The following is a 13,254-nucleotide window of genomic DNA, read 5'->3' as shown; positions in this document are numbered from 1 at the left end:
AGCTGATCGGGTGCCGTGCGGCAGGCGGGCTGATCGGTGCCGTGCGGATCGGCTTCTTGTGCCGCAGATCGCAGCTTCTCTCCGACCTCATCCTGAGGTGCCCCGCACGGGCCTCGAAGGACGAGGGCGGCCACCGGTTACCGGCCGTAGATCAACGAACCACCAAGGAGCAAAGCAATGACCGACACTCAAGAGCCCTATATCGCGCTAGCCGGCGTCAGGAAGGCGTTCCGGATCGGGGCGGAGACCATACCGATCTTCTCGGGGCTGGATCTTGTCATTCCGCGCGGCGATTTCGTCGCGGTGATGGGGCCGTCGGGTTCGGGGAAATCGACGCTGCTGAATATGCTGGGCGGCATCGACAGTGCCGACGCCGGGGAGATCCGGATCGGGCGCAGCCGGCTTGAGCAGATGGGCGAGGGCGCCAGGGCGGCTTGGCGGGCGCACAGCCTGGGCATCGTCTTCCAGTTCTACAATCTGCTGCCGATGCTGAATGCGGCTGACAATATCGAGCTGCCGCTGCTCTTGAAGCCGCTGACGCGGAGGGAGAGGCGGGCGCGTGTCGATACGGTCATGGATCTCGTCGGGCTTTCTGGGCGGCAGCGGCAGTTTCCGTCCAGCATGTCGGGCGGGCAGCAGCAGCGCGTCGGCATTGCGCGTGCCATCGTCGCCGATCCGGATCTCATCCTCTGCGACGAGCCGACCGGCGATCTCGACCGGAAATCGGCCAATGATATCCTGGAGATGCTTGATTTGCTCAATCGCGAACTTCAGAAGACCATCATCATGGTCACGCACGATCCCGAGGCCGCTGCCTTTGCCCGGCGCACGCTGCATCTCAACAAAGGCGAATTCACTGAGGGGGAAGGCCGATGAGTTTTTTCCAGCTGATGCGGCGCAATGCCTGGCGCAAGCGGTTGCGGGCGATCCTGCTGATGTTTTCGGTCGGCATCGCTTTCCTGATCTACGGACTGACGGCGAGTTTCGTCAGCGGCAGCCAGGGGGCGGCCGGCGCCAGCGACAATCTGCTCGGCGTGTTCAACAAATCCGGCCGGGGGCTGCCGCTGCCGATTGCTTATCTCAACCGCATCGCGGCGGAAGGCGATGTCGCCGCCGTCGCCTATACCACGCGGATGCGGGGTTTCGTCGAGGTCGAGAAGAATGTCGTGGCCGTCAGCGCGGTCGATCCGCGGGCGATTGCCGCCGCCAATGGCGCCGAACTCGGGCTGACGTCCGAGCTGATCGCGGCGCTGGAAGACGGTGGCGACCGGGTGCTGGTCGGCAGGGCATTGGCCGAGGCGCAGGGCTGGTCGATCGGCCAGCGCATCGGCCTCACCAGCCAGATCATGAAGGCCGACGGCAGCCGGAATTGGAATTTCACCATCGCGGGCATCTTCGAGGGTGCCGATGCCGGCACGGACACCTATTTCATGCTCGCCCGCTACGATGCGCTCAATGCCGCTCGTGCGCGCGACAAGGATATGGTCGACGCCTTCGTGGTGCGTCCGCGCCCGGGCGTGTCGCCAGGCATACTGGCGGCGCGGATCGACGCTCTGTTTGCCAATTCGGCGGCGCAGACGCGGACGCAATCGGAAAAGCAGTTCCTCGAGGCGTTCCTCCGGCAATTCGCCGATGTCGGCCTCATCGTCAGCCTCGTCGTCGGTGCGGCCTTCGTCACCATCCTGATGATCGCTGTGAACACCATGCTGTTTGCCGTGCGCGAGCGTCGTTTCGAGATCGGTGTCATGAAGGTGCTCGGCTTTTCCCGCGGGCGGATCGTGGCGCTGATCCTCGGCGAGACGCTGTTCATCTTCGCCGTCGGCGGCGCGGGCGGGCTCGTCCTCGCCAAGCTTGCCGCACTCCTGATCGGGCCGGCCTTCGGCCTCGTCTTCGGCGCGGCGGTGCTGCTGAAATCCGCAGCCATCATCGCCGGGCTCGGCCTGCTGACCGGGTTGTTGCCCGCTTACAGCGCCATGCGGCTGCCCATCGTCAATGCTTTCAGAACGAGATAGTCCAATGTCTTCAGCGCTCAAGCAGATCTTTCTCATGATCAGAGTCAATCTCGGCAGCCTGCCCAGGCGGCTTGCGATCTCGCTGTCGATGGTGCTGTCGGTGGCGCTCGTCGTGGCGGTGCTCGCTGGATTTCTGGCAATGGCGCGCGGCTTCGAGGCAGCGCTTGCCGGGGCCGGCTCGCCTGATATCGCCGTCATCCTCGGCGGCGGCACCAACCAGGAGACCGGCTCGGACGTGCCTGCCGAAGCAATCCGCAGCCTTGCTGCGGCGAGTGGCGACACCGGGATTGCCCGCAACCCTGGGATTGCCCGCGCCGGTCCGGGCGATGGGGCGGGCGGTCTGGCGATGTCGCGCGAGGTCGTCGTTCCCATCGATGTCAGGGCCGCCGACGGCGTCGAGCAGACGCTGTCGCTGCGGGGCATGGACCCGGCCGGACCTGCGATGCGCCAGCGTGCCCGGCTTTCAGAGGGGCGGCTGTTTGCGCCGGGTGGGCGTGAGATCGTCATCGGGGCCCGCCTCGCGGATGCCTTCCCGGGCCTTGCGGTCGGCGACACGGTACGGCTCGGCGCGGTCGACTGGTGGGTCGCCGGCCATTTCACATCAGGCGGCAGCGCCTTCGAATCCGAGATATGGGCTGATCTCGAAGCCGTGCAATCGGCCTTCGGCCGGCAGGGGCAGGTGCAGAGCCTGCGGGTGCGGCTTGCCGGCGACGATCCGCAAAGGGCGCTGGCGGCGCTGCGGGAACGGCTGTCCACGCTGCCGGGTCCGCCGCTTGCCGTCGTCTCCGAGGCCGATCTCTATGCCGGCCAGGCCGAGCGCATCGAGAGCCTGATCCGCCTGTTCGGCTGGCCGGTCGCGCTTCTGATGGCGATTGGCGCAACCGCCGGCGCCCTGAACACGATGATGAGCTCGGTTTCCGATCGCGCCATCGAGATCGCCACGCTGCGCCTCCTCGGCTTTGCCCGCCTGCCGGCCTTCGCCGCCACCTGGGTGGAGGCGGTGCTGCTCTCGGCTCTCGGCGCGGCCGCCGGCGGCATCGCCTCGCGGCTCGCCTTTGACGGCTGGCAGGCGAGCACGATGGGCGCCAACAACACCAAGATGGCGTTTCAGCTTGTGGTGACGCCGGATGTGCTTTTGACGGCGGGTTTGCTCGGGCTGGCGGTCGGGGTGATCGGCGGCGCCCTGCCGGCGTTAGCAGCTGCGCGGCTGCCGCTCCGCGCGGCGTTGCGGGCGAGAGGGTAGGAACACGATTCTGGCTTTCTTGGAGGCTGTGCCATGGCCCCCTCATCTGCCTGCCGGCATCAGCCTGGGCGAGCCACGGCCCGTCCTTCAGACCCCCGCTGGGGAGAAGAGGAGTCGCGGCAACGTCTCGCCCTTCTTGAACGCACCCTTTGTGGACACGATGCTCGCGTCTCGGCCGCTTCTCCCCTCGGGGAGAAGATGCCGGCAGGCAGATGAGGCAGCAACACGGCAAAACTTCTATTGCTGCCCCATCCTTACACGTTGCGAATTCCTGCAATTTCCAGTGCCTTAGTGAGCGAAACGTGCCAAGCAGCGAAACCTGGCCGCCCGCATCATTCCTCCACCACCTCGATCTCCGGCCGCCCGGCGAGCGTCAGCCGCAGGCGGCCGCGGTCGGCGCGTTCGAGTGTGATCGGGCCTGCCTTCTCCTCCAGTCGCCGGCGCAGGAGGATCAGCCGGGTTTCCAAATTGTCCTTGAAGTCGGGCAGTTGCAGGCGACGGTCGCGGCGGATCTCGCGGTTCAGAAAGTCCCGCTTGCCGGTGCGCGCATAGTCTTGGAGAAAGTGCAGGAGCAGCCGCCCCGGCACGCCGCGGATCAGATAGTCGTCGTCGATGAACAGCGAGCCGTCGCGCGGATAGAAACGAACGGCGATGCGCCGATCGGCGGGCGCGCTGGCGGCCTCGTCGGCCGGGGCCTCGGCCTTTTCCCGCCCGTTCGTCTCCGCCCGCTCGCGTTCCTCGGACAGGAAGGAGAGCGCGGTGGCGAGATGGGCGGCGATCACGATCAGCGCTTCCTCGTCGCGATGGCGGAAGGTGAAGCGCTCGGTCGCTTCCGAAAACAGCACGCCGACGAGCCTTCCCCGCGCGACAAGCGGCAGCGCGATCTGGCTGAGCGGCTTTTCGAGCGCCGGAAGCGGGATCGGCGTCGCATCCTCGACGCCCGCCATGGCCTGCACGGCCTTGATATAGCGCAGGCCGCGGCTGAGATCGGTGATCCGCACGTTGCGCCGCCGCTCGGCCGCAAGTCCGACAATGCCGCGCCCGGCCGGAACCTCGGCGCCGAAGCCGAACTGGTCGTAGCCCCGGCTGCCGATTGTCGTCAGCCCGCCGCGTTCGCCGTCCGGCACCAGCACCATGGAATTGTGGTAGCCGAAGAGCTCGCCCAGGCCCTCGAGCGTGGCGTCGAGCAGCGTTTCCGGATCGCTGCAATCCGACATCCGTGCCGTCAGCCGCGCCACCTTGCCCATCAGGTCGGGCAGAAAGAGCGGCTCCGGCTCGACCAGCGGATTGGCCGCCGGCACGGCCCGGCAGTCCTCCACCCGGTAGATGTCGACGGCGCGCAGCTTCATGATCCCACTCATCCGGCTTTCCAGGATCTCCAGGTGGATCGCCATCCGCTCGAATGTCTCGCCCTCCGTCTCGGAGCGCTCGAACGCCAGGTCGAGCACGTGCTGCTGGCCGCTATAGCCGTCGACCACCATCACGGTCGCGAGCCCGTTGCGCGCCACATTGGCGGCGGTCTTGGAGAAGAACTGGTCGGAGAGCGCCACATGCCCCTCATCGACGTAATGCACGTGCGAGAGATAGGAAATATTGGGCATTCCGTCAGCATCGGCGGTAGCGATGATGGAGGGAATGATGCCCTCGAAGCTGTCCCGCAGCCCTTCGAGCGGAATCATGCGGCGGCTTCCGGCATCAGCCTGCGTCCGGCGCCAGGCCCCGGCGTCTGCTCGAAGATTTCCTGCGGCTCGATCGTCAGGCAGACGAGGTCCCGGTCCGACAGCGTGCTGGAGAGTTGCATGCGGGTGACCCCGAGCGCCAGCATTCGCGCCAGCTGTTCTGCGACATAGGCTTCGCCTTGTGCCCGGTGGGCCTCGTCCGCCGGCCCTGCCGTGAGGATCCGGCCCTTGATCTGGCAGGCCTTGTAGTCGGCGGGCCGCACATAGGTCATGGCAATCGGCCGGCCGACCTGCGCCTCGCTGACGGCATCAGGCCATTGGCAGCGAGAGGCGAGAAAGTGCAGATGCCCGCTCTGCCGGTCGACGCGCACGCCGGAGCCGCGGCCGATCATCGGCCGGCCGGCCTCGTCGCGCGTCGCGAACAGTATCATGACGGGACTTTCTATGAATTCTGCGAGTTCCGGCCCCAGCATGCTTTTCCCCACCCCAAGTCAGGCGATGATAGATACTTAGGATATTCTTAGCAATCGTTCCAAGTGCTTAGGATGGTTTTAGGAAGCGCCTCGCAAAGGCCTCGGTTATCTCACGGTCATCAGCCCGGCGCACAAAAAGAGGCGCCTGATAACGAGAGGATAACCATCATGAGCCATGAATTCTCGCTTACCAGCATTCCCGATCTCAATGGCCGCTACGACATTTACGGTGCGATCCACAAGGGCCTGCGCAAGGCCGGCTGCGACCTGCTCGGACGCCTCGGCACGACCGATTTCCAGAATGTCGAGGAGACGGTCTTCCTGATCGGCGACTTGCGCCATTACCTGATGCTGGCCGCCTCCCATGTCATGCACGAGGACGACAACATCCACACGGCGCTTGCCGACAAGGGCGTTTCGACCGTCACGCTCGACGAGCAGCACGACGACCACCGCACCGCGTTCCGCGAGCTGGAAGAGCTTGTGGTCGCCTGGGAAAAAGCCTGGCCGCTGCACAAGGCAGCCTGCGGCCGCAAGCTTTATCTCGCCTTTGCCGCCTATATCGCCGACGACTTCGCGCATATGCACGAGGAGGAGGCGGTGACCGGCCCGCTGCTGTGGCGCAACTTCGACGACCCGGAAATCTTCGGCATCGAGATGCGCATCATCGGCTCCCTGCCGCCGGAGAAAAGCATGGCCTTCATGCGCATCATGATCCCGGCGATCAATCCGGCGGAGCGGGCGGCACTGCTCGGCGCCATGAAGAAAGATGCGCCGCCGGAAATCTTCCAGGCAGTCATCGACTTCGCCGTCCGCCCGGGGCTTTCGGCCGGCGACTTCGCCAAGCTTGCCGACGCTCTGAAGCTGGCGGCCTGAGAAGACGGCCGCGGGCGGCGGACCGAAGCTCCGCCCGCGGCATCCGGTGAATATCGGGAGAAGACCCATGTGCAAACCAAACGGCGAGGCCGGCGTTCCGGCCAAGTGTCCGCGCCGCGGCGACTGTCGCGGCTGCCCCCATTTTGCTTTCGATGATGGCGCGCGAGAGGATCGCCGCACAGCGCCTGGCCCACGGATCCTGGCCGGGCGCCAGTCCGCCGAACTGGTGGCGAAATTCGCCGAAGCGACGGCGCGGCCGGCCTTTCTAAATGAAGCGCGGCCAGGGGCGAATCATCTGCGGCGCGTTCGAGGGGGAGGGAAGGTACGATAGCGTACAACCGCGATTTATTCGCCCTCGGGTCGCCAGTTTATGAGGCAGGGTTGCAGCTTTCTCGCGAATGATCGGAGCTCGCGCCATTGCCTGGGAATAAGATTCTCGAACTTCGCCGCTGCCCCATTGACAACATCTTCTCGCCTTTTTGCCGTGGACGTTTGCCCGCGCCGCGTTTCCGATCAGCCGATTCCGGCCGGTCGGGCGGCGACATAGCGATCCGATGAACAGGGCAACATGGCGATATGACAATCTACTATGTGAACTCAGCGACTGGCTCCGACCGCAACAGCGGAACGGGCCAGAACTCGGCTTTTTCGACTTTGTCCAAAGTGGAATCCTTGACGTTGAAACCGGGCGACAGCGTGCTGCTCGCCAAGGGCAGCGTCTTCAACGAGCAATTCGATATCAAATATTCCGGCACCGAGAGCGCGCCGATCAAGATCGGCAGTTACGGGACGGGGGCCACCCCCGTCATCCATAGCGGGGGCGACGGCATTCACAGCCTTTATGCCTCGAACATCGTCATCGAGAACCTGAAGATATCGAACACCGGCGGTGCGGCCATCTATGGCGGCGATGTCACCAACTGGACGGTCCGCAATGTCGAGATCGCCAAGTCGGGAATGTCGGAAAACGCAGGTGCTGTCACCTTCAGGAGCAGCAAGAACGTCACGGTCGAAGACAGCAAGATCTCCGATGTCAAAGGCGACGGCTTCTGGATCGAAAAGGTCAGCGGCGTCAAACTTCTCAACAATACCGTCACCAGCGCCAATGGCTCGACGGCCGATGCGATGCAGGTCAACGACAGCAGCAATATTCTGATCAAGGGCAATCATCTCGACCAGACGCATGCCGTCAGTCCGAAGGGGGGGATCGCGCTGGTGCGGGCCACCGATGCCGTGGTCGCGGACAGTGTCCTGACCGGCGGGGGCTTTGGCATCAGTGCGCCTGGAGGGAAGAACGTTGCCATCCACGGCAACGACATATCGGGATATCACGGTTACAGCTGGTCCTTCGCCGTCGGCCTCGGCGATCAGGGCAGTGCGCGGGATTACGACATCTCGGGCAACCATATCCACGATGGCGCCTGGGGCGTGGCCGTCAGCGGCGCCACCGGCTCCAGCTATAGTCTCACTGGCATCAAGGTCCACGACAATGTCTTCGACGATCTCACCCAGTCGGCGCTGAAGGTCGACAGGCCGGCATCCGGCTCCTTCTACAACAATACCGTCGAGAGCGGCGTCAAGGCCACCAGCATATCGCCTGCCATCGTCGACGCGCACACATTTTCCGTCAGTAACAACCACACGGTCGCAAATGTCGACACGGCGCTTGCAAGCACCGAGACCAAGGCTGCCGCTACGACGGAGGCGGCTGCCGACCCGGCGGTCGTCGCCGTCCATGACAATCTGAAGATCTTCACCGATACGGGTGAGGCCCATCGCGGCAACCTTCTGGAAAACGACAGCTCCGACAACGACACCCTGGTGCTTCGCCGCTTCAGCGACGAAGCCGTCGGCAAACACGGCCTGACGCTGACCGGGGACTACGGTTCCATGCACGTGGACCGGGAGGGCAACTATGCCTACACTCTCGACGAAACGAAGCTGCCCGACGACCATAGCGGACATGTGAGCGAGTCTTTCAAGTACGGTATCGACGATGGAACCTCGCATCACAGCGACGCGGATACGCTGACCGTCTTCATCCATATGGATGGCTTGTTGAGCTAGGATAGGGGATGGCTTCTCTCCGCCCTCATCCCGAAGCGCCCCGTAAGGGGCGTTGAAGGGCGAGGGCGGCCATTCCCTTACGTTACTTACAAAACGGTCGTTACCGTTTCATTCACCTCTCAGTCGTTATTTTGTAGACTATTTTTCCTTAAGTTGTATTGTCGTGGATGCAGCCACCGCCAGGCTTCTCGGGAGCATTGCAGGCCACGGCCTGTCTACCGCCGTCGTGACAATCGAAGATTGTCCTATGGCCTTTCGCCCCGACCGCATCCGATCCACTCATTGCAGCTGATCCCCACACAGCTGCGCGACAATGCGAGCATATGGCGATATGACAGTCTATTATGTGAACTCGGCGACAGGCGCCAACAACAATAGCGGCACGAGCGAGGATGCGCCTTTTGCATCCTTCTGGGCGGTGGAAAATTTGAAGCTGCAGCCCGGCGATAGCGTGCTGCTCGCCGCGGGAAGCGTTTATAACGACCAGCTCGACCTGAAATATTCCGGCACCGCCAGCGCCCCGATCACCATCGGCAGCTACGGGATCGGCGATGCGCCGGTCATCCATAGCCCCGGTGACGGCATTCATAGCCTTTATGCGTCGAACATCGTCATCGAGAACATCAAGATCTCGGATACCGGCGGTGCAGCCATTTATGGCGGCTATGTCTCGAACTGGACGGTGCGCAATGTCGAGGTCGATCACACCGGCTTGGCCGGCAAGTCCGGTTCCGTCACCTTCCGAACAGGCTCGAATATCACCATCGAAAACAGCACGATCAACGACGTGAACGGCGACGGCGTGTGGATCGAGAAGATCAATGGCGTCACTCTTCTCAACAACACCGTTACCAATGCCCACGGCACCACGGCAGATGCCGTGCAGATGAACGACAGCAGCAACATCCTGATCAGCGGCAATTATCTCGACCAGACGGGCGCCATTAGCCCGAAGGGCGTGCTGGCGCTCGTCCGGCCTGTGAATGCCGTGATCGAGGACAACACACTGGTTGGCGGCGGCTTCGGGGTGGCAGCTCAGGCGGGCACGAATATCGCCATCCACGACAACGACATATCGGGATATGGCGGCTACAGCTGGTCCTACGCCGTCGGCCTCGGCGACCAGGGCGACACCAGGGACTATGATATCTCAGGCAATTACATCCATGACGGCGTATGGGGCGTGGTGGTCAGTTCCGCCGGCACCACCAGTTACGTTCGCGAAGATATCGATGTCCACAACAACGTTTTCGACGACCTGTCGCAAGCGGCGCTGAAGGTCGACAGGCCTGCATCCGGAGCTTTCCACGACAATGTCATTGCCAGCGATGTCACGCCCTACAGCATATCGCCGGCCATTATCGCCGCGAACACCTTTCCCGTCAGCAACAACACGACGCTCGAGGAGGCTGACGCCCTGTTTGTCAGCCTTGATAGTCACGTTGCCGGCGATACAACGCATGTGGGCGTGGCCCCGATAATTGTCGCAGCCCATGACAGCTTGAAAATCTCAGCCGACACGGATGGCGCCCATCATGGCAATCTCTTGGAAAACGACAGTTCGGCCAATGGGATCCTGCTGCTTCGCCGCTTCGAGGGCGAAGTCGTCGGCAAGAACGGTCTGACGCTGACCGGCCAATACGGCAGCATTCATGTCGACGATCACGGCGACTATAGCTACACGCTCGATGCGGCGAAGCTTGCCGGAGTTAGCGGAGACGTGAGCGAGACGTTCCACTATAAGATCTCCGATGGGGCTGCGCATCATTTCGATACGGATACGCTGAGCATCTCCATCGATGTGGATGGCGTGCTGATCTGACAGGGATATCCGGCAAGCTCATCGGCCCTCGAGCAGAATCCGGGTGACGTCGATTTCGATTTCCGCGCAGATGATCTCGTATTCGGTGACGATCGCCGGGTCGGCCGACAGATCCTTGCGCATGCGATCAAGAACCGCGCAGGCCTCGCCATAGGCTCCGCAGAGTTCGTAGAGATGGGGTTGGCGCGTCGCGGTGGCTCTGATCGTTGCCCGCGTTGCGGGCAGCCTCATCATCAGCCTGGCCAACCCCTGTTCGGCGATTTGTCGGGGGATGTGCGCTGCGCCTACTTTCCTGACCATGCCGTCAACCCTCGCTGCCTGTATTCCGCTGTCGAGAGTTAGTACGCAGGAACGCTGCATCTGGTTTCATGCCGGATGCAGGATTAATGCATGTCGCCCGGAAGCGCGTTCCGCTCAGGCAGAAAGGCCGATCGTGATGGTGGCGGAAAGTACGCCGCCGTCGAGCTTCTCGAAGTCGAATATGTGATCGGCGGCGTCTTCCGGGATGATGCCGTCCGCTTCATTGCGGGTATCGCGGGGAGGGCGTCCGAGATAGTCCGGATGCTCGCCATAGATGATGTCGCTCAGCGTATCGTCGAAATAGATCTGGCTGACGAGAAGCTCCTTGCCTTCGACCAGGATGCGGCAGTGAACATGCGGCGTGCGGCCTTTGTACCATCCGGGATAGGCCGTCAGGAAGCTTGCCTGCCCCTCCGCATCCGTCAGCTGGCGCCCGCGAAAGGCGAGGCTGCCGACTGCCTCGGCGTCACCGAGCGTACACATCTCGGCTGCCTCGCGGCCGGAATAGATGCCGCGATGATCGGTATGCCAGATTTCGATATCGGCGCTCTCGACCGGCCGGCAATCGGCGGCATGGACGATGCGGACGGCCAGCCGCAACGGCAGTCCGGCCTTCCCTTCCGAGACATCCTGACGGGCAGGAATATTGTTGACATGGCATGGGCCAAGGGTCTGGGCTGATGTCACGGTGCAATTCGGACGGCTGCGGAAGAGCGGCGCAGGCAGCTTTTCCGATGCGACCGATTTTGTGCCGCCGCTCAGGAAATCCGTTCCCTTCCAATCGAATGTCCTGGCGGCAACCGTGCTATGCCGCCTTGGCCAGATCGCCACCGCAGCCACGGTCGAAGCGACGATGGTCGCACCTCCAAGCACCAAGGTTCGCCTTTGCATGGGTCTTCCTTTCTCGAAGGCACTGCGTGTAAAGAGGATGCGCAGCAAACTCCAATTAAATCCAGGCAATGATTGAAGGCAGAGAGAGCCAAAGTCTCCAACTCCCCATTTACGGTAGGCAGCCTTTACAGCGCGTCATGTCTTTTCAGATGCGTAAGGTCGCTGTAATTCTTTGCGGCAGCCATCCGACATTCGTTGCTGAGCCGGGGCAGGGCGCATGGAACCAACTCACTTATTCGAGCTCGTTATCGCGATGTTTCTCGCGATCATCGCCTTGCAATATGCCGCCCATAGGCTCGGACTGCCACCGTCCGTCGCGCTGCTGACCGGTGGTGCCTTGCTGGCGTTCGTGCCGGGGCTGCCGGCGATATCGGTCGATCCCGAGCTGGTGCTGGTTATCTTCCTGCCGCCGCTGTTGATGGACGGCGCCTGGTCGATCGCGCTGTCGCGGCTGCGGCGGCATATGATCGGCATCGCTTCGCTCGCCGTCGGCGCGGTATTCTTCACCTGCGTCGTCGTGGCCGTTGTCGCCCACCTTATCTTTCCGTCACTTCCCTGGGGCGCCTGCGCGGCATTGGGTGCGATCGTTGCGCCGCCGGATGCGGTTTCGGCGCGCGCCGTGCTGGAGCGCGTACGACTGCCAAGGCGGTTGCAGATTCTGCTGGAAGGCGAGAGCCTGCTCAACGATGCGAGCGGCCTGGTGCTCTTCCGTTTTGCCGTTGCGGCCGCCGCAACGGGCGCCTTCAGCGCGGGGGAGGCGGTCGGCAGTTTCTTCGTGCTGGCGCTCGGCGGCGCCGTCGTCGGCATCGCGGTCGGATTGGCCTGGGTCAAACTCATCCGCCATCTCGGCGACGATTATCTCATTATTGCGGCCACCGTGCTGCTCGGCTGGATTTCCTATCTGTTGGGCGAACTGCTGCATGTCTCCGGTGTCATCGCCACCGTCAGCACGGGCCTGATCGCTTCCTGGCATCAGCACACGGTCTTTTCAGCGGCGACGCGCATGCGCGGCACATCGTTCTGGACGGTGATGATCTTCCTGATGGAAGCGGCGGTCTTCACATTGATCGGGCTGTCGCTGCGGGATGTCGTCGAACGCGGCGGCGGTTTGACCACCGTAATCGCGACCATGGGACTGCCGATGCTGGCAATCCTCATGACGCTCGTGGTCGCGCGTTTTGCCTGGATCTTCGCCTCCGATCTCATCATCCGCGTCTGCGCGGCTCTGGGGTTGACACGGACCCGGCCGCTCGGAGCTGGCGGTGCGACCGTCCTGAGCTGGGCAGGCGTGCGCGGCGTGGTCACGCTCGCCCTGGCGCTCAGCCTGCCAGAGGGGTTCCCGGGCCGTGACTTCATCCTCGCCACGTCCTTTGCGGTCATTCTTGGAACCGTGCTTGTGCAGGGCACGACATTGGGGCGGGTGATTGCCTGGGCGCGGCTGGCGCCGGAGACGGAAAGAGCGCGTCTCACCATGAGCCAGGCCGAGGCCGCCATGGCACAGGTGCAGTTCGGGATCGTGCAAAACCTGGCCTATGACGCAGAAGGAAAGCTCATCCACCCGCAATTGCTGGAGCGCTATCAGCGCAGGGCGACGGCGATCGTCGACTATGCCGAGAGAACCGAGCACTACGTGCCGTTGCTGCAAGCTCACTTCGACGTCGTTCTCGAAGCGGTCGCGACCGGGCGCCGGGAACTCATTCGTCTCCACCGGGCCGGCGACATCGATGACGAAACGTTGGACGAGTTGGAACGCGATCTCGATCTCGAGGAGTTGAGCGCGATCTCGGCCAAGGCCTGACGTTCAGTGTCTCACGCCGCGGCGCTGGCGACGCGTGTCTGTCCGGCCACCGCAATTTTCCGTCTTCGGCATCCCGTTCTAAAGCGTGTCGCG

Annotated in this window: 11 protein-coding genes; 7 read left to right on the top strand and 4 right to left on the bottom strand. The window is 63.2% G+C overall.

Going from position 1 to position 13,254, the window contains the following annotated elements; all coding sequences use genetic code 11:
- Nucleotides 1-177: 177 nt before the first annotated feature.
- The 3 genes from AMK05_RS13495 to AMK05_RS13485 are packed head-to-tail and all read left to right on the top strand — an operon-like array spanning nucleotide 178 to nucleotide 3,255.
- Nucleotides 178-876 (top strand): ABC transporter ATP-binding protein, encoded by a 699-nt coding sequence (locus AMK05_RS13495; protein ID WP_064839163.1) that lies wholly within the window; start codon nucleotides 178-180, stop codon nucleotides 874-876.
- The gene (locus AMK05_RS13490; RefSeq protein WP_064839161.1) at nucleotides 873-2,012 is read left to right on the top strand and encodes an ABC transporter permease; all 1,140 of its coding nucleotides are present in this window, start codon (nucleotides 873-875) and stop codon (nucleotides 2,010-2,012) included. Before AMK05_RS13495 ends, AMK05_RS13490 begins: the two co-directional genes overlap by 4 nt.
- A gap of 4 nt (nucleotides 2,013-2,016) precedes the next feature.
- The gene (locus AMK05_RS13485) at nucleotides 2,017-3,255 is read left to right on the top strand and encodes an ABC transporter permease (protein ID WP_064839159.1); all 1,239 of its coding nucleotides are present in this window, start codon (nucleotides 2,017-2,019) and stop codon (nucleotides 3,253-3,255) included.
- A 332-nt stretch (nucleotides 3,256-3,587) separates the two neighbouring features.
- Here AMK05_RS13485 and AMK05_RS13480 read toward each other — a convergent pair whose 3' ends face one another.
- Together AMK05_RS13480 and AMK05_RS13475 are read right to left on the bottom strand one after the other, a co-directional pair.
- A complete protein-coding gene (locus AMK05_RS13480) occupies nucleotides 3,588-4,934 on the bottom strand; it encodes a GAF domain-containing protein (RefSeq protein WP_064839157.1) in 1,347 nt (448 codons plus the stop codon).
- A complete protein-coding gene (locus AMK05_RS13475) occupies nucleotides 4,931-5,365 on the bottom strand; it encodes a hypothetical protein (protein WP_237352096.1) in 435 nt (144 codons plus the stop codon). The genes AMK05_RS13480 and AMK05_RS13475 overlap by 4 nt, the downstream gene beginning before the upstream one ends.
- A gap of 210 nt (nucleotides 5,366-5,575) precedes the next feature.
- On the opposite strand from AMK05_RS13475, the gene AMK05_RS13470 reads away from it, so the two are divergent.
- From AMK05_RS13470 to AMK05_RS13460, 3 genes are all read left to right on the top strand, one after another.
- Nucleotides 5,576-6,283 (top strand): hypothetical protein, encoded by a 708-nt coding sequence (locus tag AMK05_RS13470; protein WP_064839153.1) that lies wholly within the window; start codon nucleotides 5,576-5,578, stop codon nucleotides 6,281-6,283.
- Between the two features lie 576 nt (nucleotides 6,284-6,859).
- Nucleotides 6,860-8,350, top strand: coding sequence for a right-handed parallel beta-helix repeat-containing protein (locus tag AMK05_RS13465; RefSeq protein ID WP_064839151.1), 1,491 nt, complete (start codon nucleotides 6,860-6,862; stop codon nucleotides 8,348-8,350).
- Between the two features lie 331 nt (nucleotides 8,351-8,681).
- On the top strand, nucleotides 8,682-10,172 hold the full coding sequence (locus AMK05_RS13460; protein WP_064839149.1) for a right-handed parallel beta-helix repeat-containing protein: 1,491 nt from the start codon (nucleotides 8,682-8,684) through the stop codon (nucleotides 10,170-10,172).
- 18 nt (nucleotides 10,173-10,190) lie between these two features.
- Here the strand turns inward: AMK05_RS13460 and AMK05_RS13455 are convergent, their stop codons facing one another.
- Entirely contained in the window at nucleotides 10,191-10,472 is a 282-nt protein-coding gene (locus AMK05_RS13455; RefSeq protein WP_064839147.1) for a hypothetical protein, read from the bottom strand.
- Nucleotides 10,473-10,586: 114 nt separating this feature from the next.
- On the bottom strand, nucleotides 10,587-11,363 hold the full coding sequence (locus tag AMK05_RS13450; RefSeq protein ID WP_064839145.1) for a dioxygenase family protein: 777 nt from the start codon (nucleotides 11,361-11,363) through the stop codon (nucleotides 10,587-10,589).
- A gap of 217 nt (nucleotides 11,364-11,580) precedes the next feature.
- Between AMK05_RS13450 and AMK05_RS13445 the strand changes: the two genes are divergently transcribed.
- The gene (locus AMK05_RS13445) at nucleotides 11,581-13,161 is read left to right on the top strand and encodes a Na+/H+ antiporter (protein ID WP_064839143.1); all 1,581 of its coding nucleotides are present in this window, start codon (nucleotides 11,581-11,583) and stop codon (nucleotides 13,159-13,161) included.
- The last annotated feature ends 93 nt before the right edge of the window (nucleotides 13,162-13,254 follow it).

It is taken from the genome of Rhizobium sp. N324 (assembly GCF_001664485.1).
Classification (GTDB): domain Bacteria; phylum Pseudomonadota; class Alphaproteobacteria; order Rhizobiales; family Rhizobiaceae; genus Rhizobium.
Note: the sequence above shows the minus strand (reverse complement) of the source record. Positions and strands in the feature narration are given on the sequence as shown.

What these genes read in the sequence shown, in the direction of transcription:
- AMK05_RS13470 (WP_064839153.1), top strand. Translation starts at nt 5,576, where the DNA reads ATGAGCCATGAATTCTCGCTTACCAGCATTCCCGATCTCAATGGCCGC.
- AMK05_RS13475 (WP_237352096.1), bottom strand. Translation starts at nt 5,365, where the DNA reads ATGATACTGTTCGCGACGCGCGACGAGGCCGGCCGGCCGATGATCGGC.
- AMK05_RS13455 (WP_064839147.1), bottom strand. Translation starts at nt 10,472, where the DNA reads ATGGTCAGGAAAGTAGGCGCAGCGCACATCCCCCGACAAATCGCCGAA.
- AMK05_RS13460 (WP_064839149.1), top strand. Translation starts at nt 8,682, where the DNA reads ATGACAGTCTATTATGTGAACTCGGCGACAGGCGCCAACAACAATAGC.
- AMK05_RS13490 (WP_064839161.1), top strand. Translation starts at nt 873, where the DNA reads ATGAGTTTTTTCCAGCTGATGCGGCGCAATGCCTGGCGCAAGCGGTTG.
- AMK05_RS13485 (WP_064839159.1), top strand. Translation starts at nt 2,017, where the DNA reads ATGTCTTCAGCGCTCAAGCAGATCTTTCTCATGATCAGAGTCAATCTC.
- AMK05_RS13450 (WP_064839145.1), bottom strand. Translation starts at nt 11,363, where the DNA reads ATGCAAAGGCGAACCTTGGTGCTTGGAGGTGCGACCATCGTCGCTTCG.
- AMK05_RS13465 (WP_064839151.1), top strand. Translation starts at nt 6,860, where the DNA reads ATGACAATCTACTATGTGAACTCAGCGACTGGCTCCGACCGCAACAGC.
- AMK05_RS13445 (WP_064839143.1), top strand. Translation starts at nt 11,581, where the DNA reads ATGGAACCAACTCACTTATTCGAGCTCGTTATCGCGATGTTTCTCGCG.
- AMK05_RS13480 (WP_064839157.1), bottom strand. Translation starts at nt 4,934, where the DNA reads ATGATTCCGCTCGAAGGGCTGCGGGACAGCTTCGAGGGCATCATTCCC.
- AMK05_RS13495 (WP_064839163.1), top strand. Translation starts at nt 178, where the DNA reads ATGACCGACACTCAAGAGCCCTATATCGCGCTAGCCGGCGTCAGGAAG.